Raw genomic sequence first — 24,285 nt, forward strand, 5'->3', positions numbered from 1 at the left:
GGAGATGACCGAACGATCCAGCGGGATGAGCAGGCGCCACTTCCTCGGGGCGTCGGCGGCGGGGGTGGCGGGCACGGTCGTCCTCGGCTCCGCCGGGGGCACCGCGTCGGCGGCCCCCGCGCCCCCGGCGGCACGGACGCCGTCCGGGCTGCTGACCTCCCTGATGCCGGACGGCCTCGGCGTCGGCGCCCGGCCGAGGCTGAGCTGGCAGGTCGCCGACCTCGGCCCGGGGACGAGGCAGACGCACTACCAGGTGCAGTTCGCCACCACGCCGGCCCGCCTGGAGCACGGCCCGCACGCGTGGGACAGCGGGAGGGCCGCGTCGGCGGCGTCCGTCGCGGTGCCGTACGGCGGCCCGGCGCTGTCGCCGCGGACGGCGTACTGGTGGCGGGTCCGGACGTTCGACGGGCCCAAGCCCTCCCGCTGGTCCGAGCCCGCCCTGCTGGCCACGGGCGTCGGCGGGTGGTCCGCCGAGCCGATCTGGACGACGGCCGCGCGGGCGCCCGGCGACGGCGTCCTCAAGGCCCGGCTCCAGATCACCTCGGTCGCGGCGAGCCTCTGGTTCCGGGCGTCCGGCACGAGCGCCAACTACCTGTGGCAGCTGCGCGCCGGAGCTCCGGGCGTCCTGAAGAAGCACGTCTGCGTGAACGGCGCCTACCAGGTGCTGGAGGAGAAGCGGCTGCCGTTCCCCATCGAGACGGGCCGCTGGTACGACGTGGCGGTCGAGATGGAGGGCTCGACCTTCCGGACGTCGATCGACGGCGCCGAGGTCGACACCGCCACCGACGCCACGTACCGGACGGGCACGGTCGGGATGCGCAACGGCTCCACCGAGGCGAACGTGTGGGACCACGTCACCTTCACCGGCCCGGACGGCGAAGCGGTCATCGACGAGGACTTCACCGACGGCCGCGGCACCTTCGGCGCCGGCACGGTCGCCGGCGGCGCCCTGACCCTCGCCAAGGGACAGTCGACGCTGTCCTCGGCCGGGTCGCCCGACGACTCCTGGGCGCTGCTGCGCACCGAGTTCGTACCGGAGCGCAAGCCGATCGCGGCCGCCGTGCTCCACGTCGCCGCCCAGTCCCCGGCGTCCATCCGCCAGTACCCGGCCAAGATCTGGGTGAACGGGAAGGTGGCCGGCTTCGCCTCCATGCGGGGCGGGGCGGGGGCGCCGAAGTACCACTCCTTCGACGTGACCAAGGCGCTGGAGCCGGGCCGGCGCAACGCGCTCGCCGCTCTGGCGTTCACCCCCGAGGACAAGCGCTTCCTCGCCGAACTCGTCGTCACCTACGCCGACGGAACGACCACCACCGTCGCGAGCGGCTCGGCGTGGAGGACGCGACGCCAGGCGGGGCTGCTGCGCGACGCCGGGACGATCGGCTCCGGCTTCTACACCGGCCCCCAGGAGTACTGGGACATGCGGCAGGAACCGGCCGGGTGGACGAGCCCCGGCTTCGACGACTCCGGCTGGGAACCGGCGGTGGTGAAGGCGGCCATCGCCGGGCTGGAGCCCGCGCTCGTCGAACCGGTCGGACTGTACGACGCCGAACCCGCGTCCGTGCGGAAGGTGTCGCCCGGCACCTGGCTCGTCGACCTCGGACGGGAGATCGCGGGCGGTCTGCGCCTGTCCGTGCGCGGCAAGGCCGGGCAGACCGTCGAGGTCCGGCTCGGCGAGGAGCTGAACGGCGACGGGACCGTCAGGTACGCGCTGCGCGCCGGCGTCACCTACAAGGAGGTCTGGACGCTCCGCGACGGACCGCAGACCATCGAGCACTGGGGCTACCGAGGGTTCCGCTACGCGCAGCTCAACTGCGACGACGACCTCGACCTCTCGCAGGCCGCCACCGGGCGCGCCTGGCGGGCCGCCTGGCGCGACTCCGACGCGTCGTTCTCCAGTTCCGACCCCGACCTCGACCGCGTGTACGAGATGTGCCGGTACTCGATCGAGGCGACGCGCGGCGACCTCTACACCGACACGCCGACACGCGAACGCGGCCCCTACGAGGGCGACGCGCTCATCAACCAGGCGTCCGAGTACGCGGTGCAGCGCTCGTTCGCGCTGGCCCGCGCCTCCGACGTCTACCTCACCCGCAACCCCACCTGGCCGACCGAGTACCGGCTGATGAACGTCATGTCGGCCTGGCAGGACTACCTGCACACCGGCGACCCGGAGCAGCTCGCCGCGGACTACGCCCTCCTCGTCTCCAAGCACCTGACGGCGCACCTCGGCGACGACGGGCTCGTCCACAAGAGCCCCGCTTCACCGACCCAGGACCTGGTCGACTGGCCCACGTCGAATCGTGACGGGTACGTGTTCACCGACGTCAACACGGTCGTGAACGCCTGCCAGTACGCCGCGTTCACCGCCATGGCCGACATCGCGGACGCCCTGGGCAAGACCGCCGACGCGAAGACCTGGCGGGGCCGCGCCGGCACGCTGGCCAAGGCGATGCGGGAGAAGCTGCTCGACGCGCCCAACGGGCGGTTCTTCGACGGAGCGGGCACCACCCACAGCGCGCAGCACGCCACCGTGTACCCGGTCGCGCTCGGCGTAGCGGGGCCCGGCACGGTTCCCGACTCCGTCGTCCGCGCATTGGGCGAGACCCTCGCGGACGGTGGCATGAAGGTCAGCGTCTACGGGGCGCAGTTCCTGCTGGACGCCCTGTTCGCCACCGGCCAGGCCAAGGCCGCGATCGGGCTGATGACGGCCACCGGCATGAGCTCCTGGCTGCACATGATGGACGACCTGGGCGCGACCATCGTGGCCGAGGCGTGGGACCCGTCCCTCAAGCCCAACATGACGTTCTCGCACGCCTGGGGGTCGGCGCCCGCGAACGTCATCCCGCGCCACGTCCTCGGTGTGCGGATCACCGCGCCGGGAGCCGCCGAGATCGAGATCCGGCCGCGCCCCGGCGACCTGACCCGGATCTCCGGGCGGGTCCCGACGATCCGCGGCCCCGTCTCCGTCGCGCTCGACCGCCGCGAGGGGTACCGCCTGGACGCGGACGTGCCGCCCGGCATGTCCGCGCGCCTGGTCGTCGAGCTCGGCGACGACGATCCGCGCGCGTTCCGCGTCACCGGACCCCATGCCCGCGCCCCCCGCGCCACGGGCCGGGACGCGACCGGCCGGCTCCTCACCCTCGGCCCGGTCGGCTCCGGCCGCATCACAGTGATCAGGAGAAGACAGTGAACGACGAACGCACGGGGCAGGGGTACACGCGCAGGCGCGTGCTCCAGATGGGCACGGCTGCCGCCGTCGCGGCGGGCGCGGTCCCGGTCCTCGGAGGCGAGGCGGCCGCCCAGGCCGCGCCGCAGGCGGGACCGGGCGGGTTCGCCCGGCCCGGCGCGGCGGTGCGGCCGCGGCTGCGCTGGTGGTGGCCGGACGGCCTGGTCGACCCGGCGGAGATCCGGCGCGAGATCGACCAGATCGCGGACGCCGGGTTCGGCGGCGCGGAGATCGTCGCCGTGCACCACAGCATCCGCGACAAGTCCGTCCTGGACCCGGCGGGGCACGGCTGGGGGACCCCGGCCTGGAACGCCGGCGTCGAGGCCGCGCTCGACCAGGCGGCCCGGCGCGGCGTGACCGTCGACCTGACGATCGGCCCGGCCTGGCCCGCCGCCGTCCCGACCATCACGCCGGACGACGAGGCCGCCGTCCAGGAACTCGCGTACGGGACGGCGGCCGTCGCGGGCGGCGCCACCCACGACGGCCCGGTCCCCGAGCCGGTCGCCGCGCCCGAGGACGGCGTGACGAAGCGCCACCTCGTCGCCGTCCACGCCGTCCGGCTCGACGCCGCGAACACCACCCGCAAGGAGACCGGCCTCGACCCCGCGTCGTTCACCGACCTGACCTCGAAGGCCGAGGGGGAGCGGATCACCTGGACGGCCCCGGAGGGCGGCGACTGGCTGCTGTTCTCCTACTGGCGGCGCGGCAGCGGGCAGCGGCCAGAGTCCGGCCCGCACTCCTCCCCGGACAACTGCGTCGTCGACCACTTCAGCCGCGCCGGGACGCGCGCCGTCACCGCGTTCTGGGAGGCGCGCCTGCTCACCCGCGACGTCCGCGGGCTGATCAAGCGGGCGGGCGCGACGCTGTTCGAGGACTCGATCGAGCTGGAGACGGACGCGCTCAACTGGACGCCCGACCTGCCCGCCGAGTTCAGGCGGCGCCGCGGCTACGACCTGATGCCGTACCTGCCGGTGATCGTCCGCCTCAAGGAGAACACGAAGTTCGCCTACGACGCGGCGACCACCTCGCACGTGCGGCACGACTTCTGGCAGACGGTCTCCGACCTGTTCAACGAGTTCCACTTCGCGGCGCTCGCGAAGTGGGCGCACTCGCTCGGGCTGGAGTACCGCGCGCAGCCGTACGGGCTGGAGACCGACGCCATCCACACCGCCGCGATCCTGGACGTCCCGGAGGGCGAGTCGCTCGGGTTCAAGAACCTGGACGACTACCGCGCTCTCGCCGGAGGCCGCGACATGGGCGGCCGGACGATCCTCTCCTGCGAGGCAGGCGCCTACCAGGGCGGCGCCTACAACACCACCTGGGGCAAGTTCCTCCGCACCATGGGCGGCGCCTACGCGGCCGGGCTCAACCAGACCGTCCTGCACGGCTTCTCCTACGCCATCGCGCCGGGAGCGGCGTGGCCGGGATTCGCGGCGTTCACGCCCTACAACGGCGGCGTCGGGTTCTCCGAGTCGTGGGGACCGCGCCAGCCGACGTGGCGGCACGTCCCCGACGTGGCCGGCTATCTGTCGCGCGTCCACCTGGCCATGCAGGCCGGCAAGAGCCGCATCGACGTGGCCGTGTTCCGCCAGAAGGGCTACACCAAGACCGGGATCGGCGCCGGATGGTTCACCAAGAGCGGCGTCCCGCTGGGCTGGACGCACCAGCTCATCAGCGCGCCGCTGCTCGACCTGCCGTCCGCGACCGTGTCCGGGGGGCGGCTCGCCCCCGGCGGCCCCGCCTACAAGGTCGTGTTCGTCGAGGGCGACCGTTTCGGCGGCAACGAGTGCACGCTGCCCCTCGGGACGGCCCGCACCATGCTGAAGCTGACGAAGGCGGGCCTGCCGCTGGTGTTCCTGGGCGACTGGTCGGCCGCGACCGTTCCGGGCCTCGCGCGCGATGGCGAGAACGAGCGGCTGCGCGCCGTCCTGAAGCAGCTGTTCGCGCAGCCGCGCGTCCGGGTCGTCGCCGCGGAGGCCGACGTGCCCGGGGCGCTGGCCGACCTGGGCCTGCGCCCGGCGGTCTCCAACGCGGAGGCGTCCACGCTGCTCACCGCCCACCGGCGGGACGGCCGCGCCGACTACTTCTACCTGTGCAACGGCAAGCACGCCGAGACCGTCAAGCCGCCGGTCGCCGCGATCGACCACGACGTCACCTTCACCCGGTCCGACCGCGAGGCCGTCCCGTACCGGCTGAACCTGTGGACGGGCGAGACCGAGCGGATCGCCGTGTACCGCGAGGAGGGCGACACGGTCACGCTCCGGGTGGCGCTGCAGCCGTCCGAGGCCACCGTGATCATCCTGGCGCGCGGCGGGCACGCCCCGTCCGCCACCGCGTCGCAGGCCGGGCTCCGCGTCGACCGGCAGCGCCTGGTCGCCCGCGCGACCTCCGCCGGCACCTACACGACCACGCTGCCCGGCGGACGCACCGTGCGGACGGAGATCGGTGCCGTGCCCGAGGCGCGCACCCTCACCTCCTGGCGGCTCCAGGTGGAGGACATGACGCCGGACGGCGTGAAGCGGCACGACCTGGAACTCGACGGCCTCAAGGCGTGGCCGGACATCCCCGAACTCGCGGACGTCTCCGGCATCGGCACCTACACCACCACCGTGGACTGGACGGGCGGCGGCGCCCTGCTGGAGCTCGGCGAGGTCCTCGACACCTGCCGCGTCACCGTCAACGGCCACCGGCTCCCGGTCAGCGTGATCGTCCCGGTCGTGGACATCGGCCCGTGGCTGCGGCGCGGCAACAACACGATCGAGGTCGAGGTCGCCACGACGCTGAACAACCGGCTCCGCGTCTGCGACCCCGGCGTGTACGGCGGCGCGTCCCGCCAGCGGTACGGGCTGATCGGGCCCGTCCGGCTCGTCCCCTACGGCGAGGCGGTGGTCTCCACCCGCTGAACCCCGAACGTGCGGGAGGGCGTTGGCCCGCCCTCCCGCACGGTGGACCCCTCATCCCACGTCCTGCTCAAGACCGGAAAACGCGAGGAATCCATGCGCACCAGCGTATCCAGGCGCCGCCGCGGCGTAGTCGCCGTCGCTCTCGGACTGTCCGCCCTGACCGCCGCCCAGGCGGCCCCGCTCGCCACCGCCTACGCCCAGCCGGGCCGCGGTCCCGCCCCGTGGGAGCGGTACAACTTCTCCCCGTCGTCGCGGACGCTGCACCCGGTGTCCGTCTTCAGATCCAGCGGCTCCGTGGCCGACCCGGGCGCCGTCCTGAAAGGCGGCACGACCAGCCTGACCGGGGCCGGATCGTCCGTCACGCTGGACTTCGGCAAGGAGGTCAGCGGACTCACCACGCTGCACTTCGCCGGGTCGGACGGCCCGCAGAAGGTCGGCGTCGCGTTCTCCGAGTCGTCCACGTACGTGGACACGACGAGCGACGCGTCCACCGGAGGGCCCCGCAGCCGCGACGGCGCCCTGTCCGTGGACGTCGACGGCGCCACGTCCTACACCACGCCCGCCGAACTGCTCCGCGGCGGCTTCCGCTACCTGACGATCTTCCTGTCCTCCGGCGGCCGGGTCGACCTGGACAAGGTGTCGCTGTACTACACCCCCGCGCCGACGATGAAGGACCCGTCGAAGTACGCCAACTACTTCTATTCGAGCGACGACCTGCTCAACCGCGTCTGGTACGCGGGCGCCTACACCGTCCAGCTCAACACGATCTCCCCGAAGACCGGCCGGGTCTGGGAGCCCCCGGCGGCGCTGTGGAACAGCACCGGCGACATCGGCGTCGGCGACACCATCCTCGTGGACGGCGCCAAGCGCGACCGGACGGTCTGGCCCGGCGACCTCGGCATCGAGATCCCGAGCGCCTACGCGGCGTTCAACGACACCGAGTCCGCCCGCAACGCGCTCACCACCGTGTACCAGCACCAGCGCGACACCGGCGAGCTGCCCTACGCCGGGCCCGAGCTGAACAAGTACGGCTCGGACACCTACCACCTGTGGACCCTCGCGGCGAGCTGGGACTACTACCGCTACACCGGCGACGCGCGCTGGCTGTCGGGCGTCTGGGACCGGTACCGCAAGGGCGTCGACTTCATCACGCGGAAGATGGACGACAAGGGCCTGGTGTCCATCACCGGGACGTCCGACTCCGTCCGCATCCTGGCCAAGGGCGAGAACCTCATCGCGAACGTGCTGATGTGGCGCGTCCTCGACACCGGCTCGCGGCTCGCCAAGGCGCAGGGCGACGACGCCCTGGCCGCGTCCTACGCCGAGCGGGCCGCCGCGCTCCGCACCGCCATCAACACGAACTTCTGGGACGAGGCCGCCGGCGCGTATAAGTTCTACCCGAACTCGACGATCCACCCGCAGGCGGACAACTCCCTGGCCGTCTGGTACGGCCTCGCCGACCAGACGCAGGCGCGCCGCATCAGCGCGTCCCTCAAGGGCAACTGGAACGCGATCACCTCGACCGCCCCCGAGAACAAGGGCAACCCGGGAGTCTTCTCAGGATCGATGGAGGTGAACGCCCACTTCGCCGCCGGCGGCCAGGCCGCCGACCAGGCCGGAGTGGACATCATCCGCCGCCAGTGGGGCTACATGCTGGACCACCCGGAGGGGACCGGCAGCACCTTCTGGGAGTCATTCCGCAACCCGGGGGACGGGTGCGTCTTCTGCAGTTCCTACGTCAGCCTCGCGCACGCCTGGGCGACGGGCCCGACCCCGGCGCTCACGTTCTCCGTCCTCGGCCTTAACCCCACCGGGACGGGCGGACGGTCGTTCGACTTCGTCCCGCACCCGGCCGACCTCACGTTCGCGCAGGGCAGGATCACCACGCCGGCCGGGGCGGTCGACGCCTCCTGGAAGGTCGCCGGCGGAACCTACACCGCGCACCTGAAGGCTCCGGGCACCACCGTCGGCCGCGCGGGCGTGCCGACGTTCGGCGCCCGGGTCGAGGTCCGCGTCGACGGGCGCCTCGTCTGGGACGGCGCCCGCGCACGGGGCGCGGCCGGCCTGGAACTGGGCGTCCACAGCGACGGCGAATACGTGTACATCGACGGTCTGCGCGGCTCGCACCGCCTGCGGAGCGACCGCGCATGACCGCCCCATCAACCCGCTCCACCCACCCCCTGAGGAGCACGGCATGAACGAGTTGTCGCGGAGAAGGTTCGTCCAGGCCGGCGGGATCGCCGCCGCGGCGGTCACGGCGAGCGGCGCGGTCGCCGCTCCCGCCCTCGCCGCGCCCGCCGCCGCCCCGCACCGGGAGCTGCGCCCCACCGACCTGCGGGTCGACCATCTGCCGTCCCCGCTCGGCATCGACGACACGGCGCCGACGCTCGGCTGGCGGTTCGCCGCCGGGCCGCGCGACGCCGTCCAGAGCGCCTACCAGGTGCGGGTGGCGAGCACGGACGCCCGCCTCGACCGCCCCGACCTGTGGGACTCCGGCAAGGTCGCCGGGGGCGCCGTCTCGGCCGTGTACGCGGGACGCGCGCTGAAGTCCCGGCAGCGGGCCTCGTGGCAGGTCCGCGTGTGGGACGGGCAGGGCAGCGCGTCCGCGTGGAGCGAACCGTCGCACTTCGAGATGGGCCTGCTCGCCCCCGCCGACTGGACGGCCGGGTGGATCGGGAACGCGGTGTGGTCGGCCGACCCGGAACCCGCGCCCGCGACGGTCGCGTTCGCCGCCCGCACCGCCCGGTACGTCCGGCTGAACGTGACCCGGCTCGGGCTGCCGATCAAGGAGGGCTGGCCCTACAAGGTGTCGCGGCTCCAGCTCGCCGAGATCCAGGTGCTCGACGGCGCGTCCGGCCCGAACCTGGCGGCGAAGGCGCCGGTCACCGCGTCGGAGAGCTACACCGTCGGCGGCCAGTGGGAGCCGAAGGCCGTCACCGACGGCAACCTCACCAGCGACGCCGCGCCCTTCGGCTACACGAGCCTGGAGCGCAAGGACCAGGACCTCGCCGCGCCCATCTGGATCCAGATCGACCTCGGCAGGGAGCAGCGGTTCGACCGGATCCGGCTCTACCCGCGCACCGACGAGACGACCGACGACGGCAGGACCCCCAACTTCCCGGAGGACTTCACCGTCCAGACCTCCGGAGACGGCACGGCGTTCGACACGGCCGCCGCGGTCAAGGGCCAGGAGGCGCCGCCGCCGCTGCGCCGCCAGCCCGAGGCCCTGCCCGTCCTCAGGCGCGAGTTCACGATCGGCAGGCGCGTCCGCACGGCCCGCCTCTACGCCACGGCCCTGGGCGTCCTGGACGTCACCGTGAACGGGCGGCCCGTCAGCGACGCCGTCCTCGAACCGCCCTACAGCAAGTACAAGGAGCGGATCGTCTACACCACCTACGACGTGACCAGGCTCCTCCACCGCGGCGGCAACACCGTGGAGGTGGAGCTGGGCACCGGCATGGCGCACGTGCCGCCGACGCCCGGCCGCTACGAGAAGCTGACCCGCTCGGACGGCAAGCCCGCGTTCCTCGGCCAGCTGGAGATCACCTACACCGACGGGTCGCGCGAGGTCGTCGCGTCCGACACCTCGTGGCGCACGGCCCTCGGCGCGACCACCTTCACCAACTGGTACGGCGGCGAGGACCACGACGCGCGCCGCACCCGGCGGGACTGGACGGCGGCGGTGCGCGTCGCGGCGCCGACCGACCGGCTCGCCGCCCGCATGGCGCCGCCGATCGTCCCGGTCGAGACCCTGCGCACCAAGAAGATCACGAGCCCGAAGGCCGGCGTCCACGTCGTGGACCTCGGCGTCAATTTCGCGGGCTGGCCGCTGCTGCGCGTCAGCGGCCCGGCCGGGACGAAGGTGACGATGCGCCCCGGCGAGCTGCTCGACGCCGACGGGACCGTCAGCCAGCACACCACCGGCTCGCCCATCTGGGACACCTACACCCTCTCCGGCGACGGCACCGAGACGTGGCATCCCCGGTTCTGCTACCACGGCTTCCGCTACCTGCAGCTCGAAGGGCTGCCGGGGGAGCCGGACGACGGCACGGTCACCGGGATCGTCCTGCGCGCGGACAACGCCAGGGCGGGCTCGTTCACCAGCTCGCACGGCCTCCTCAACGACATCCACAAGATCATCGACCGGGCCGTGCAGAGCAACATGTACTCCGTCCTCACCGACTGCCCGCACCGCGAGAAGCTCGGCTGGCTGGAGCAGGCCAACCTGGTGTTCCCCGCCGTCGCCCGCAACTACGACGTCACCGCCTACTACGGCGAACTCGTCCGCGACATCGCCGAGGCCCAGACCGAGGACGGCCTCGTCCCCGACATCGCGCCCGAGTTCACGGTGTTCTCCGGCGGGTTCAGGGACGACCCCAACTGGGGCAACGTCATCGTGTTCGCGCCCTGGCAGATGTACCGCGCGTACGGCGACGAGGCGACGCTGCGCACCTACTACCCGAACATGGTCCGCTACGTGGACTACCTGTCCGCGAAGGCGAAGGGGAACCTGCTCGACTACGGCCTCGGCGACTGGATCACCTTCGACAACAGCACCCCGAAGGGGGTGACCGCCACCTTCGGCTACCACCGCGCCGTCACCGCCCTCGCGCGGATCGCCCAGGTCGTCGGGAAGGGAGCCGACGCCGCGCGGTACGAGGCGCTCGCGGACGAGATCGGCTCGGCGTTCAACGCCGAGTACGCCACCGGCGACACCTACGGGTCCGGCAGCCAGGCGTGCGACGCGCTCGCCCTCGACATGGGCGTCGTCCCGGCGGACAGGAAGGCGGCCGTCCTCGCCCACCTGGTGAAGAGCATCGAGGCGAAGGGCTACCACCTGACGGTCGGCGAGATCGCGCTGCCGTCGGTGTTCCACGTGCTGTCCGCCGCCGGGCGCGACGACGTCATCCACGCGGTCGCGACGCAGACCGGCAACCCCAGCTACGGCTACCAGGTCGTGCACGGCGCGACCTCGCTCACCGAGAACTGGGACGGCCCCACCTCGGGCGCCTCGCAGAACCACTTCATGCTCGGCGCGATCGACGAGTGGTTCCACGCGGGCCTCGCGGGCCTCGGCCAGACCGACGACTCGATCGGGTTCGCGACCCTCCTCGTCCGGCCGGCGATCGTCGGCGACGTCACCCGCGCGGCCGCGACCTACGAGACGCCGCGCGGGCACGCCGCGTCCTCGTGGCGCCGCGCCGGCAGGAAGCTCCGCCTGGACGTCACCGTCCCGCCGAACACGCGGGCCCGCGTGGAGTACCCGCTCCTCGGCGGATCCGCGAGGCCGAAGGCACCGCAGGAGGCCAGGTGGATCGGCGTCCAGAACGGCCGCGCCGTCTTCGAGGTCGGCTCCGGCGACTGGACGTTCGAGGGGAGCGTGTCATGACGGCCGGATGACCACCGCCGGATCACGGGCCCGCGGGCCGGGGCTCCACGCCCCGGCCCGCGGGCCCCGCGCGACTCGGCCATGTTTGACCGCACGTCGCTGGGCAGGAGAAGCACACGGCGCACAGCCGGGAAGGAGGGACACCGTGACCGTACCCAACGTGGATCTCATCGACGGGACCGCGATGCCGCAGCTCGGCTTCGGGGTCTTCCAGGTGGGGGAAGACGAGGCCGAGAGCGCCGTCGCGGTCGCCCTGCGCAACGGCTACCGCAGCATCGACACCGCCAGCGTCTACGGCAACGAGGAGGGCGTGGGGCGCGCCCTGCGCGCGTCGGAGTTGCCGCGCGAGGAGCTGTTCATCACCAGCAAGGTGTGGAACAGCGACCAGGGCTACGACGCCACCTTGCGCGCCTACGAGGCGAGCCTGCGCCGCCTCGGCCTGGAGTACCTGGACCTCTACCTGATCCACTGGCCGATGCCGGGCCGCGACATGTACGTGGAGACCTGGCGGGCGCTGGAGCGGCTCAAGCACGACGGCCGGGTCCGGTCGATCGGCGTCTCCAACTTCACCGTGCCGACGCTGCGGCGCGTCCTCGACGAGGCCGACGTCGTCCCCGCCGTCAACCAGATCGAGCTGCACCCCTACTTCCAGCAGGACGGGATGCGCGCGTTCCACCGCGACCACGGCATCCGCACCGAGGCGTGGGCGCCGCTCGGGCAGGGCCACGGGCTGCTGGACGACCCCGCCCTGGACCGCATCGCCGGCGCCCACGGCCGCACCCCCGCGCAGATCGCGCTCCGCTGGCACCTGGAGATCGGGAACGTGGTCATCCCGAAGTCGGCGACGCCGTCCCGGATCGCCGAGAACATCGACGTCTTCGGCTTCCGGCTGACGCCGGACGACATGAAGACGCTCGGCGAGATGGACAAGGGCGTCCGCTTCGGCCCCGACCCGGCGACGTTCGAGACGGACTAGCGAGTCCCGCGAACCGCTCGCCCCGGTGCGGGCACCCCCGAGATCATGACCGGGAGTCACGAGGCGTAACGTTCCGTGCATGGGGGAGGGGCGGGGGAGCTGGACGGGGCCCGGGGGACTGCGGGTGACCGCGGTGCGGCTGACCGGCTCGCACGCGGTGTGGGCGGACTTCGCCGGCGTGCGGGGGGCGACCGCGCTGCTGGTGACGCGGGACGGCGTGCCCGTCGGCCGCGGTTACTACCCGTCGGTCGAGGACCTCGCCGAGATCGTCGACCTGGCGGAACTGCGCTCGGAGTAGCGGTTGCGCGGACGGCCCCCGCGCGTGTAGTCGGTTACAGGTGGGACAGCGCAGGTGTGACGTGGCCGTGGTGGGGTCGCTCAACGCCGACCTCGTGGTGGGCGTGGAGCGGCGGCCCGCGCCGGGGGAGACCGTGCTCGGGTCCGACCTGGCCACGCATCCGGGCGGCAAGGGCGCCAACCAGGCGGTCGCGGCGGCGCGGCTCGGCGGCCGGGCCGCGATCGTCGGCCGGGTCGGCGACGACGGGCACGGCGCCCTGCTGCGCGAGGCCCTGGCCGCCGACGGGGTGGACCTGGCGCACCTGGCGACCACGCCGGGCGTCCCGACCGGCGTCGCGCTGATCACGGTCGGGCCGGACGGCGACAACAGCATCATCGTCTCGCCCGGCGCCAACGCCAGGCTCGGCCCCGCCGACGTCGAGGCGGCCCGCGCGCTGATCGAGGACGCCGCGGTGGTGTCGTTCCAGATGGAGGTGCCGCTGCCCGCGGTGGAGGCCGCCGCAGGCGTCGCCGCCCGCGCGGGCCGCCGGGTCGTGCTGAACCTCTCGCCGGCCGCGCCGGTCCCGGACGGGCTGCTCGCCCTCTGCGACCCCCTCGTCGTCAACGAGCACGAGGCCGCGTTCCTGCTCGGCGGCGACGGCGACCCGAGCCGGATGGCGGCGGAGCTCGCCGGGGCCGGGCCCCGCTCGGTCGCGGTCACGGTCGGCGCCGGCGGCGTCGTCGTCGCCGACGGCCGGGGCGCGGCCGCCATCCCGTCGCCGCGGTCGGAGGCGGTCGATACCACGGGCGCCGGAGACGCCTTCACCGCCGCGCTGTGCCTGCGCCTCGCGCGCGGCGACTCCCTGCGGGACGCGGCCCGCTACGCCACCCGCGCCGGCGCCGCCGCCGTCCGCCGCCCCGGCGCCCAGACCTCGTTCCCCACCCCGGCCGAACTGCCCACCCTGTAAGTCACCGGTCGGTGCGGGCGCGGAGGCGGTACAGCTCGTCGGCGGCGTCGTGCACGTCCGAGCCCAGGTCGAACGCGCTGAGCAGGTACAGGTCGTCGGCGGTCTCGATCTCCAGGATCCGCGTGTGGAGCAGGAGCCGGCGCCGCTCGTCGACCCGGATGGAGACCACCTGCTCCCAGCTCAGGCGGTGGCGCCTGGCGTAGCCGGTCACGACGGTGAGGCCGTCGCCGTCGGCGGCGAGCCGGACCGGGGCGACCAGGTCGCGCAGCGCGAGCACGTTCAGGCCGATCGCGGCCGCACCCGCCAGGAAGAGGAACTGGGGGTCGTGCGAGTACAGCACGAGCAGCGCCGTGACGGCCGCCGCGGCGGCGCACTTGACCACCACGTGACCTGGCGGTACGCGCCACCGCCGCTCCTGACCCGGCTCCATGCCGCAGACCATAGCCGCAGCCGGGGCCTGCCCGCGCCATGGATCGGTCCGATAGCGTCGGGATTATGCGACTCGGTGTACTGGATGTGGGTTCGAACACGGTGCATCTCCTGGTGGTGGACGCCCATCGGGGCGCGCGGCCCCTCCCCGCGTACTCCCACAAGGCGGACCTGCGGCTCGCCGATCATCTGGAGGACGGCGAGCGGCTCTCCGACGAGGGCGAGGCGCTGCTGCGCGACTTCGTCGACGAGGCGCTGCAGGTCGCCGAGGACAAGGGCGTGGAGGACCTGGTCGCGTTCGCCACCTCCGCCGTCCGCGACGCCTCCAACGGCGAGGACGTGCTGGCGCGCGTCCGCGAGGACAAGCGGATCGACATCCGGGCGCTGTCGGGCGAGGAGGAGGCGAGGCTGACCTTCCTCGCCGTCCGGCGCTGGTTCGGCTGGTCCTCGGGACGGCTGCTGGTGGTGGACATCGGCGGCGGCTCGCTGGAGGTCGCCTCCGGCATCGACGAGGAGCCGGACGCGGCGTTCTCCCTGCCGCTCGGCGCCGGGCGCCTCACCCGCGACTGGTTCACCGCCGACCCGCCGCCCGCCGAGGAGGTCCGCAACGTGCGCCGGCACGTCCGCGCGGAGATCGCGCGGCGGGTCGGGGACGTCGCCCGGTACGGGGCGGCCGACCACGCGGTCGCCACGTCCAAGACGTTCAAGCAGCTCGCCCGGATCGGCGGCGCCGCCCCGACGGCCGACGGCCCTTTCCAGCGGCGCGTGCTCGCAGGCGGGGACCTCACCGACTGGACCGACAAGCTCGCCGCGATGCCCGCCGCCGAGCGCGCCGAGCTGCCCGGCGTGTCCGAGCGGCGCGCCCCGCAGCTGCTCGCGGGCGCGATCGTCGCCGACGCCGCGATGGACCTGTTCGAGCTGCCGGAGCTGGAGATCTGCCCGTGGGCGCTGCGCGAGGGCGTCATCCTCCGCCGCCTCGACATGATCACCGGCTGAGCGCCGGGGCCGGTGCGGCCCGCTACGACCAGTTCGGGTGGCCGAGCACCCGGCCCTCGGGCGTGACGGCCCGGTCGCCGGTGCCGTCCGCGCGGAGGGCGCGGATCACCGGGTCGGTGACCGTGCCGCGCACGTACGCGAGCCAGCGGCCGTCGCCCGACCACGCGGGGTCCATGTCGCGCGCGGCCCCGGACGTCAGCGCGTGCGCGCCGGACCCGTCCGCGTTCATGATCCAGATGTCGCTCCCGGTGGCTGGGCCCCGCACGTAGGCGACCCTGGAGCCGTCGGGCGACCACTCCGGGTCGACCGCGCGGACACCGTCCTTGGACAGCCGCGTCCAGGCGCCGCCGGGCCGGTCCGCGTCCATGGTGTAGATCTGCTCCACGTCGGAGTCGCGCTTGCTCCAGAACACGAGCCCGCCCTTGGACGACCACATCGGGTCGTCCTTGAGGGAGTCGTCGGTGGTCAGCTGGGTGGCCGGGCCGCCCGCCACGGCCACGGCGAAGATCTGCCGGACGCCGTCCCTCTCGTCCACGTAGGCCAGCCGGGTGCCGTCGGGCGACCACGTCACGCGGGTGCCGCGCACGATGCCGGTCACCTTCCGGGCTCCGGACCCGTCGGCGTTCGCCACCCAGGCCTCGGCGCTCCTGTCGCCCATCCTGGTGAACGCGACGCGCCTGCCGTCCGGTGAACGCTCGGGGAGGACGTCGCAGCTCGGCCCGCCCACCAGCGTCTTCGCGGACGCGTCGCCGGGCCTGTAGACGCCGATGTCGGCGTTGCACGACGTCGGCCAGCCGGGCGCGGTGTCGATCCGGACGAACATCGGCGCGGTCGGGAACGCCGCCGAGCCCGCCGCCGCGTTCCGCGCGCCGCCGGACTCCCGGCCGGACAGGTAGACGGCCCCCGCCACGATCCCCGCGGTCAGCAGGGCCGCCACGGTAGACGCGGCGAGGACGCCGCGCCGCGACGGCCCCCGCCCCCGGCCCCGGGCCGGGGGCGGGGCCGCCGGGAACTCCCGCGCGGTGGGCGGGTCGGTGCGGCTCTCGTACACGGGTTCGGTCCGCGGCTCCGGCTCCGGCTGAGGCTGCGGCTGATGTTGAGGCTGGGGCTGGGGCCGAGGTTGCGGGACCGGAACGTCCTGGGAGGTGGCCGACGGGTTCGCGGCGTGCGGAACCACCGGGGCGCCCGCGGGCGGGGAGGTCCACATCTCGCCCAGCTCGGTCGTCACGGCCGCCTCGCCGGACCCGCCGACCAGCGCCAGGAGCAGGTCGCGGGCGCTCGGCCGCTGCGCGGGGTCCTTGCGCAGCGACGACCGGACGAGCCCGGCCAGCGACGGCGGCAGGTCGCCGATCTCGGGGTCGGCGTGCACGGCGCGGGCCGCCATGATCTGGAACGAGCCCTGCCCGAACGGGTTGCGCCCGCTGGCGGCGAACGCCACCAGGCAGCCCCAGGCGAACACGTCCACGGCCGGGGTGACCTGCTGCGTGGTGATCTGCTCGGGCGCGATCCAGCCGGGCGTGCCGACGACCTGCCCGGTCCGGGTGTGGGAGGAGGCCATGTCCAGCGCACGGGCGATCCCGAAGTCGATCACGCGCGGGCCGGAGATGGACAGCAGCACGTTGCTCGGCTTCAGGTCGCGGTGTACCAGGCCCGCGCTGTGGATGGCGACGAGCGCGGCGGCCACGCCGACCGCGACGCCGTGCAGCATCCCCGGCGACAGCGCCCCGTTCGCGCTGACGTGCTGGAGCAGCGACGGCCCGTCGATGTACTCGGTCACCATGTAGGCGAGCCCGAGGTCCTCGCCGTGCTCCAGGACCTGCGCGGTGCAGAAGGACGCCACGCGCTGGGCGTTGGCGGCCTCGTCGTGGAAGCGCGCGAGGAACGTCCTGTCGCCCGCCAGCTCGGCCCGGACCACCTTCACGGCCACGGCCCGCCCGCCGGTGTCGCGGCCGAGGTAGACGGCGCCCATCCCGCCCTCGCCGATCTTGGCCTCGATGCGGTACCGGCCGATCCGGGAGGGGTCGTCCGGGCGCAGCTCACCCAGGGAGGTCGCGTCCATGAGGTCTCACCTTCCGCCCCCACGGAGCCACGTCTTGGCGACCGCCCCACGGCGGCACGCGGCCCCAACGCCTCCATACGATGACAGAGGAGGCGGCGAGGTTCTAGCGCGGGCCGCACGATCTCGTCTCAGTGGAAGTTCCGGGCCCGGACCCGGCCGGGGACCGGCAGCCGGCGCAGCCGGGTCGCGCGCACGTTGGTGACCCCGTCCACGCGCTCCAGACGGCCGCTGACCAGCAGCGCCTGCGAGTCGACGGCGAGGGCGCGGTGCCGCTGGAACACCTGCGGCGGGCACACCACGTTGATGATGCCGGTCTCGTCCTCCAGGGTCATGAACACGATGCCGCCGGCCGTCGGCGGGCGCTGCCGGTGGGTGACGAGCCCCGCGACGACGACGTTGGTCTCGCCCGGCGTCGCCGCGAGCCGCGCGGACGGCAGCGCGCCCAGCTCGTCCAGCGCCTCCCGGACGTGCGCGACCGGGTGGGTGTGGGAGACGCCGGTCGCCCACAGGTCGGCGAGGGTCTCCTCGATCGGCGTCATGGCCGGGAGCGCCGGGGCGGACGCGCCCGGCGTGACGCCCTCGATCCGTCCCGGGCCCGAACCCGCCAGCGCGCCCGCCGCCCAGAGGGCCTCGCGCCGCGACAGGCCGAACCGGTCGAACGCGCCCGCGGTGGCGAGCGCCTCCAGGGCGCCGGCCGACAGCGGCACGCGGCGGGCGAGGTCCTCCATGCCCGTGTAGGGGCGCCCGGCCGCGACGGCCTCGGCGGTGTCGTCGCCCAGGTTGCGGATGCCCGACAGCCCCAGCCGTATCGCCGGCTGCGGCGCGGCGGGCGCGTGGGGATGGGCGGAGTCGACCTCGACGGGCTCCTCCAGGGTGGGATGGACGCCGCTGGCGTTGACGTCCACGCCCCGGACCACCACACCGTGCCGCCGGGCGTCGGCGAGGAGGCTCTGCGGGCTGTAGAACCCCATCGGCTGGTTGCGCACCAGGGCGGCGGTGAACGCGGCGGGGTGGTGGCGCTTCAGCCAGGCGCTCGCGTACACCAGATGGGCGAAGCTCTGCGCGTGCGACTCGGGGAACCCGAACCCGGTGAAGCCGAGGATCTTCTCGTACACGCTCTCCGCGATGGGGGCCGGGATGCCGCGCTCGGCCATCCCGTCGAGCAGCCGCCGCCTCAGCCGCTCGACGCGCTCGGGGGCCCGCTTGGCGCCCATCGCCTGCCGGAGCTGGTCGGCCTCGGCCGGCGTGAAGCCCGCGCAGTCGACGGCGAGCTGCATCATCTGCTCCTGGAACAGCGGGACGCCGAGCGTCCGGGACAGCGCCGGCTCCATCAGCGGGTGCGGGCAGTCGGCGGGCTCCAGGCCCTTGCGCCGCCGCAGGTAGGGGTGCACGGACCCGCCCTGGATCGGGCCCGGCCTGATCAGTGCCACCTCCACCACCAGGTCGTAGAACTCGCGGGGCCGCAGCCGGGGCAGCGTCGCCATCTGCGCCCGCGACTCGACCTGGAACACCCCGACCGTGTCGGCGTCGCACAGCATGTCGTAGACCTGCGGGTCGTCCGGGGGGATCGACTGGAGGTCGTGCCGGCGCCCGTGGTGCTCGGCCACCAGGTCGAAGCAGTCGTGCAGCGCCGCGAGCATCCCGAGGCCGAGCAGGTCGAACTTGACGAGCCCCGCCGCCGCGCAGTCGTCCTTGTCCCACTGCAGGACGGTCCGTCCCGGCATCGTCGCCCACTCGATCGGGCAGATCTCCCCGACGGGCCGGTCCGCGATGACCATGCCGCCGGAGTGGATGCCGAGGTGGCGGGGGAGCGTCAGCATCCGGCCCGCCAGCTCCCGCACCGGCGCCGGGATGCCGGTCTCCGTCCCGACGGGGTCGCGCGGGTCGATGCTCTTCGACCACGCGTCCTGCTGGCCGGGGGAGAAGCCGAGCGCGCGCGCCGCGTCCCGGACGGCCATGCGCGGGCGGTAGCTGATGACGTTGGCGACCTGCGCCGTGTGCGTCCGCCCGTACTTCCCGTAGACGTACTGGATGACCTCCTCGCGGCGCCGGTGCTCGATGTCCAGGTCGATGTCGGGCGGGCCGTCCCGCCCGGGCGACAGGAACCGCTCGAACAGCAGGCCGTGCCGGACGGCGTCGACCCCGGTGATGCCGAGCGCGTAGCAGACCGCCGAGTTGGCCGCCGACCCCCGCCCCTGGCACAGGATCCCCTTGCTCCGGCAGAACTCCACGATGTCGTGCACGATCAGGAAGTAGCCGGGGAAGCGGAGCTGCTCGATCACGTCCAGCTCCCGGGCGATCTGCTCATGGGCCCCGGTGACCCGCTCCCGCTCGGGCGGCCCGTACCGCCGGAGCGCTCCCTCCTTCACCAGGCGCCGCAGCCAGCTCGCCTCGTCGTGCCCGTCCGGGACGGGCCAGTCGGGCAGCCGGGGCGCGACCACGTCGAAGTCGAACCGGCACTCCTCCGCCAGCGCGACCGTCCGCTCGCGGACTCCGGGGAACCGTGCCAGCCGTCTCTCCATCTCCGCGCCGCCGCGGATGTGCGCGGTGCCGCCCGCCGGGAGCCAGCCGGCCATGTCGTCCAGGCCGCGCCGGGCCCGGACGGCGGCCATGGCCTGCGCGAGCCGCGCGTCGGCTCCGGGCGCGGCGAAGTGCACGTTGTTGGACGCCACCACGTCCACCCGGGCCCGGCGCGCCAGCGTGAAGAGGGCGTCGTTGCGCAGGTCGTCGTCGGGCTGGTCGTGGTCGATCAGCTCGACGAACACGTTGTCGCGGCCGTAGGCGGCGATCAGCTCGCGCAGCTCCCGTTCCGCCGCGTCCGGGCCGCCGGCCTCCAGCGCGGCCGGGACCGGGCCCTTCCGGCAGCCGGTGAGGACGGCCCACCGGCCGTCGTGCGCGGCGGCCAGCGCTTCCGCGTCGTACACGGGACGGCCCTTGCGGCCGCCCGCGAGCTGCGCGGACGTGATCGCCGAGCAGAGCCGCGCGTACCCGGGGGCGCCCCGGGCGAGGACGAGCAGGTGCCGGCCCGCCGGGTCGGGCTCGCCGGTCCGCGGCCCGGGCAGGCCGAGGCCCAGTTCCGCGCCGAACACCGTGCCGATCCCGGCCTCCCCCGCGGCCTGCGCGAACTGCACCGCCCCGTACATGCCGTCGTGGTCGGTGACCGCCATCGCCCGCACGCCGAGCCGGGCCGCCTCGGCGACCAGCGAGCCGGGGTCGCTCGCCCCGTCCAGGAAGCTGAACGAGGAGTGGACGTGCAGCTCCGCCCACGGCACCGCCGCCTCGGCGCGGCGGGGGACGCCGGCCGGCTCGGGCGGCGGCGCGGGCGCCCGCTCCCCGGGCCGCCACGAGAGCCGCTCCTCGAACTCGCGCCACGGGATCGGCGGGTTGTGCCATCCCATCAGCGGGAGCCCTCCTCGGTCATGGACGGCCGCTCAGTCATAGACGGCCTCGACGTGCCAGCGCCCGCCCTCCACGGCGAGCAGGTAGGCGGCGCCGTCGTCGGTGGTGACCTGGAACCGGGCGCGGCGGCGCGCGGCGGCCGGGTCCCACCAGCGCTCGTCGGCGGGCCACGGGCCCGTCCAGCCGGTCACGGCGGCGGGACGCCCGCGCACCCGGAGCGTCGCGGGCGGCGCGGACACCTCGCACCGCGCCGACACCACGACCGCCGCGCCGGACGCGTCGGCCAGCTCGGCGGGAGCCGGCGACGCCGGGACGACCGACGGCGCGGGCCCGGACACCCTCCCGGGCCACGGCCCCTCCCGCGGCTCGGCGGGGGCCAGGTCGCCGACCGGGACGCGGATCACCCGCTCGCCCGGGCCGCGCCCGCCCACCAGCACGGGCCGCGCGATCCCGTGGTGGCCGAGGAGCGCCTGGATCCGGTCGGCGGCCCGCGCGACGCGGTCGGTGACGGTGGTGCGCCCCCAGAGCCCCTCCTGCCGCCCGAGGTCGGGGACGAGCTGGTCGGGCGCCAGCTCGACCCACGTCACGCCGCCCCAGACGTCCTCGCCGTCCCCGTCTCGCTCGGCCGGCCGGTGGGCCGACAGCTGCCACCGCACCCGCTCGGCGACGGCCAGCGCCGACAGCCCGTCGTGCCGCCACAGCCGCCGCAGGACGTGCCCGTCGGCGAACCCGACCGCGACCTCCAGCCGGACGCACGCGAGCCCGCCCGCGGCGAGGCCCTCGTGCAGCTCGGCCGCGAGCCGCTTCGCCGCGAACACGACCCGCTCCGCCTGCTCGGCGGGCGGGTCGAAGCCGCCGCGCACCGACAGGTCGGCGGCGGCGCGGACCGGTGCGAGCGGGCGCGGCTCCTCGCCCCGCGCCAGCCGGTGCGCGAGCGCCCCGTCCGTCCCGAAGCGCCCCGCGACGTGCCCGGACGGCAGCGCCGCGAAGTCGCCGAGGGTCCTGACGCCGAGCCGCCGCAGCAGGTCGGCCAGCTCCGGGCGGTCGAGCACCGACAGCGGGTACGGCGCCAGGAACGCCGCCGCGCCGCCCTCCGGCACCACGACGCCGCCCTGCCCCGCGCGCGCCGCCAGCTCGGCCGCGAACAGCCCGTCCGCGACGCCCGTCCCGCAGTCGTGGCCGGCCTCGACGACCGTGTCCTGCACCAGGACGCGCAGAGCGTCCTCGCCCCCGTAGAACCGGGCGGGCCCGCGCGCCGGGATCGCGCACAGCCCCGGCCGCACCACCTCCACGCGCGGCGTCAGCTCCGCGACCGCCTGCGCGACCGCCTCGAAGCGGCGTCCTTCCGCGTCGGTGTCGCGCTCGCGCACCTCCAGCTCGGGACACCGCCGCTGGGCGTCGCGGATCCGCTGCCCGCGCCGCACCCCCTCGGCGCGCGCCGCCGCCGAGCAGGCGGCCACCTGCCCCCGCACGACCACGGCGCCCGGTGCCGCCGCGTCGATCCCGACCGCGGTGACCGGCCAGTCCGGGCACCAGGCCGCGAGAACCCTGGTCACGCGATCCCCTCCTCGGCCCGCACCCGCACGAGCGGCGGGACGCCGGACGGCCGCGGGTGGACGGGCGCGCCCGCGGCCACGGCGCCGGGCACCAGCTCCAGCGGCGGCCGCGCCGTCTCCACCGGACGGACGCCGCCGTCGGGCGCGGGGAGCCAGAGGCTCGCGCGGCGGCCGGAACCCGGGGCGTCGCGCCCCTCGGCGACGACCTGGACGCGCCGGCCGGTGAGCCGGCCGTGCCCGTCGGCGAGCCCCTCCCAGACCGGGTCCTGCACGCGGAGGCGGAGCCGGGTGCCGGGCCAGTCGCGGGCGAACGCGCCGGTCAGCGTGAGGACGCAGCCGTGCTTGCGGGCCAGTGCCGACAGCCGGCGGACCGCGGCGGCGCCGGGACGCTCCGGCGGGCACAGCAGGACCAGCTCGACGGCCTCGGCCAGGGCGGCGACCACGTCCGGCCAGCGGTCGCCGGGCTCGTCGACGAGCAGCAGCCGCTCGGGCTCGGCGCCCATGCCCGCCGCGGCGGCCACGCCGAAGCCGGGGAGGCCGACGACGCCGCACCAGCCGCCGGCGCCGTCCTCGCCGCCGTGCCGGGACACGCCCGCGGCGAGGGCGAGGCCGAGGGAGGCGGCGCCGGGGCCGTCCAGCCCGACGACCGAGCCGGGACGCAGCCCGCCGCCGGGGACCACGGTCCGCAGCGCGGGCAGCACCGGCACCGTCGCGTGCGGGGCCGTCCCGGGTCCGGCCTCCAGCGCCGACGCGAGATCCCGCAGGGCCGCCTCCGGCACGCTCGCCCTCCTCTCACACCCTCCCGCACAATCTCGAACACAAGTTCGACCTGTGTCAAGTTGTCGCAGGTCACACGGTGGAGTCGGGCAGGGCCGAAAGCCCGATAGGGGCGGGCTTCACGGCGTTTTTGGGCATGATGGGGAGATGACGACCGATGTGCCGACCATCGCCTGGACGGGCGATGCCCTGCGGCTGCTGGACCAGACCGTCCTGCCCCACCGGGTGGAGTTCCTCGCGGTCCAGGACGTCGACGCGCTCGTGGACGCGATCCGGCGGCTGGTGGTGCGGGGCGCCCCCGCGCTGGGCGTGGCGGGCGCCTTCGGCGTCGCCATCGCGGTCCGCCAGGCCGAGCGCGAGGGCTGGGACGGCGCCGGGCGCGACGCCGCGATCGCCCGCGTCCGGGAGGCCCGCCCGACGGCGGTGAACCTCGCCGCCGGGGTGGACCGGGTCCTGCCGTTCGTCGTGAAGGGCGCCGACGCGGTCGCGGCCGAGGCGCAGGCCCTGCTGGACGAGGACGTGCGCGGCAACCGGACCATCGGGGCCCACGGCGCCGACTGGATCCTCGCCCGGGCGGGGGACCGGCCCCTGCGCGTCCTGACCCACTGCAACGCCGGATCGCTCGCCACCGCCGGCTGGGGGACGGCCCTCGGCGTCGTCCGGGAACTGCACGGACGCGGGCGCGTCGAGATCGTCTACGCGGACGAGACCCGCCCCCTGCTGCAGGGCGCGCGGCTCACCGCGTGGGAGCTCGACCGGGCCGGCATCCCCTGCGTGGTGCAGGCGGACGGGGCCGCGCCGAGCACGATCCTGCGGGGCCTGGTGGACGTCGCGGTCATCGGCGCCGACCGGATCGCCGCCAACGGCGACACCGCCAACAAGATCGGCTCGGTCGGCGTGGCGCTGGCCTGCCGGGAGGCCGGCGTTCCGCTGGTGGTCGCCGCGCCGTGGAGCACCGTCGACCTCGCGCTCCCCGACGGCGCGGGCGTGCCGATCGAGGAGCGCGACGCCGGGGAGATCCTGTCCTGGGGCGGCGCGCGGACCGCCCCGGAACGGGTGGGCGCGTTCAACCCCGCCTTCGACGTCACGCCCGCCCGCCTCGTGACCGCCCTGGTCACCGAGACGGGCGTGCTGGAGGTCGCGGCGGGCACGACGCCCGCAGCCGCCGCCACCCGGGTTCAGGGCCTGTCTCGAAGTGGCTTCGGCCATGAGCGCGAACACGTGAGCTGCCCGGCGGAGCGAGGCCGGAGGCGAGCGGAGCCGGGCTGATCGCGAAGCGATGCCGCGTTCGCCCAGTGCCGGTCACGTAGCGAGCCGCAAGGCGAGCGAAG

At 74.8% G+C, this 24,285-nt stretch carries 14 protein-coding genes; 9 read left to right on the forward strand and 5 right to left on the reverse strand.

Going from position 1 to position 24,285, the window contains the following annotated elements:
* Positions 1–4: 4 nt before the first annotated feature.
* The 7 genes from AB0C84_RS14260 to AB0C84_RS14290 all read left to right on the forward strand — a co-directional run bounded on the left by AB0C84_RS14260 (position 5) and on the right by AB0C84_RS14290 (position 13,738).
* Positions 5–3,190 (forward strand): family 78 glycoside hydrolase catalytic domain, encoded by a 3,186-nt coding sequence (locus AB0C84_RS14260; protein WP_361065396.1) that lies wholly within the window; start codon positions 5–7, stop codon positions 3,188–3,190.
* Positions 3,187–6,129 carry a glycosyl hydrolase gene (locus AB0C84_RS14265; RefSeq protein WP_361065399.1) on the forward strand — a complete coding sequence of 981 codons (2,943 nt, stop codon included), beginning with the start codon at positions 3,187–3,189 and terminating at the stop codon, positions 6,127–6,129. Before AB0C84_RS14260 ends, AB0C84_RS14265 begins: the two co-directional genes overlap by 4 nt.
* A gap of 93 nt (positions 6,130–6,222) precedes the next feature.
* Complete coding sequence (locus AB0C84_RS14270) at positions 6,223–8,280, forward strand: alpha-L-rhamnosidase C-terminal domain-containing protein (protein WP_361065402.1); 2,058 nt, start codon at positions 6,223–6,225, stop codon at positions 8,278–8,280.
* 43 nt (positions 8,281–8,323) lie between these two features.
* Positions 8,324–11,518, forward strand: coding sequence for a family 78 glycoside hydrolase catalytic domain (locus tag AB0C84_RS14275; protein WP_361065405.1), 3,195 nt, complete (start codon positions 8,324–8,326; stop codon positions 11,516–11,518).
* 184 nt (positions 11,519–11,702) lie between these two features.
* A complete protein-coding gene (locus tag AB0C84_RS14280) occupies positions 11,703–12,494 on the forward strand; it encodes an aldo/keto reductase (protein ID WP_361065478.1) in 792 nt (263 codons plus the stop codon).
* Positions 12,495–12,573: 79 nt separating this feature from the next.
* On the forward strand, positions 12,574–12,792 hold the full coding sequence (locus tag AB0C84_RS14285; RefSeq protein ID WP_361065408.1) for a hypothetical protein: 219 nt from the start codon (positions 12,574–12,576) through the stop codon (positions 12,790–12,792).
* Between the two features lie 61 nt (positions 12,793–12,853).
* Complete coding sequence (locus AB0C84_RS14290; protein ID WP_361065411.1) at positions 12,854–13,738, forward strand: ribokinase; 885 nt, start codon at positions 12,854–12,856, stop codon at positions 13,736–13,738.
* A 1-nt stretch (position 13,739) separates the two neighbouring features.
* Here AB0C84_RS14290 and AB0C84_RS14295 read toward each other — a convergent pair whose 3' ends face one another.
* Positions 13,740–14,168 carry a PH domain-containing protein gene (locus AB0C84_RS14295; protein WP_361065414.1) on the reverse strand — a complete coding sequence of 143 codons (429 nt, stop codon included), beginning with the start codon at positions 14,166–14,168 and terminating at the stop codon, positions 13,740–13,742.
* A gap of 65 nt (positions 14,169–14,233) precedes the next feature.
* Between AB0C84_RS14295 and AB0C84_RS14300 the strand changes: the two genes are divergently transcribed.
* Positions 14,234–15,163, forward strand: a complete 930-nt coding sequence (locus AB0C84_RS14300) for a Ppx/GppA phosphatase family protein (protein ID WP_258943501.1) — start codon at positions 14,234–14,236, stop codon at positions 15,161–15,163.
* Positions 15,164–15,185: 22 nt separating this feature from the next.
* On the opposite strand, the gene AB0C84_RS14305 is transcribed toward AB0C84_RS14300, so the two are convergent.
* The 4 genes from AB0C84_RS14305 to AB0C84_RS14320 all read right to left on the reverse strand — a co-directional run bounded on the left by AB0C84_RS14305 (position 15,186) and on the right by AB0C84_RS14320 (position 22,956).
* On the reverse strand, positions 15,186–17,222 hold the full coding sequence (locus tag AB0C84_RS14305) for a protein kinase (RefSeq protein WP_361065418.1): 2,037 nt from the start codon (positions 17,220–17,222) through the stop codon (positions 15,186–15,188).
* Positions 17,223–17,350: 128 nt separating this feature from the next.
* Positions 17,351–20,620, reverse strand: coding sequence for an error-prone DNA polymerase (locus AB0C84_RS14310; protein ID WP_361065421.1), 3,270 nt, complete (start codon positions 20,618–20,620; stop codon positions 17,351–17,353).
* A gap of 33 nt (positions 20,621–20,653) precedes the next feature.
* Positions 20,654–22,177 carry a DNA polymerase Y family protein gene (locus AB0C84_RS14315; protein ID WP_361065424.1) on the reverse strand — a complete coding sequence of 508 codons (1,524 nt, stop codon included), beginning with the start codon at positions 22,175–22,177 and terminating at the stop codon, positions 20,654–20,656.
* Positions 22,174–22,956, reverse strand: a complete 783-nt coding sequence (locus tag AB0C84_RS14320) for a hypothetical protein (RefSeq protein ID WP_258943497.1) — start codon at positions 22,954–22,956, stop codon at positions 22,174–22,176. The genes AB0C84_RS14315 and AB0C84_RS14320 overlap by 4 nt, the downstream gene beginning before the upstream one ends.
* 145 nt (positions 22,957–23,101) lie before the next feature.
* Between AB0C84_RS14320 and mtnA the strand changes: the two genes are divergently transcribed.
* A complete protein-coding gene (gene mtnA / locus AB0C84_RS14325; RefSeq protein ID WP_361065429.1) occupies positions 23,102–24,223 on the forward strand; it encodes an S-methyl-5-thioribose-1-phosphate isomerase in 1,122 nt (373 codons plus the stop codon).
* Positions 24,224–24,285: the final 62 nt, after the last annotated feature.

The organism is Actinomadura sp. NPDC048955 (assembly GCF_040649435.1).
GTDB classification, from domain to species: domain Bacteria; phylum Actinomycetota; class Actinomycetes; order Streptosporangiales; family Streptosporangiaceae; genus Spirillospora; species Spirillospora luteofluorescens.

Bases quoted from the DNA above. Each gene is read 5' to 3' on its own strand.
- AB0C84_RS14300 (WP_258943501.1), top strand. From the start codon at position 14,234: ATGCGACTCGGTGTACTGGATGTGGGTTCGAACACGGTGCATCTCCTG.
- AB0C84_RS14295 (WP_361065414.1), bottom strand. From the start codon at position 14,168: ATGGAGCCGGGTCAGGAGCGGCGGTGGCGCGTACCGCCAGGTCACGTG.
- AB0C84_RS14285 (WP_361065408.1), top strand. From the start codon at position 12,574: ATGGGGGAGGGGCGGGGGAGCTGGACGGGGCCCGGGGGACTGCGGGTG.
- AB0C84_RS14310 (WP_361065421.1), bottom strand. From the start codon at position 20,620: ATGGGATGGCACAACCCGCCGATCCCGTGGCGCGAGTTCGAGGAGCGG.
- AB0C84_RS14270 (WP_361065402.1), top strand. From the start codon at position 6,223: ATGCGCACCAGCGTATCCAGGCGCCGCCGCGGCGTAGTCGCCGTCGCT.
- AB0C84_RS14280 (WP_361065478.1), top strand. From the start codon at position 11,703: ATGCCGCAGCTCGGCTTCGGGGTCTTCCAGGTGGGGGAAGACGAGGCC.
- AB0C84_RS14305 (WP_361065418.1), bottom strand. From the start codon at position 17,222: ATGGACGCGACCTCCCTGGGTGAGCTGCGCCCGGACGACCCCTCCCGG.
- AB0C84_RS14260 (WP_361065396.1), top strand. From the start codon at position 5: ATGACCGAACGATCCAGCGGGATGAGCAGGCGCCACTTCCTCGGGGCG.
- AB0C84_RS14275 (WP_361065405.1), top strand. From the start codon at position 8,324: ATGAACGAGTTGTCGCGGAGAAGGTTCGTCCAGGCCGGCGGGATCGCC.
- mtnA (WP_361065429.1), top strand. From the start codon at position 23,102: ATGACGACCGATGTGCCGACCATCGCCTGGACGGGCGATGCCCTGCGG.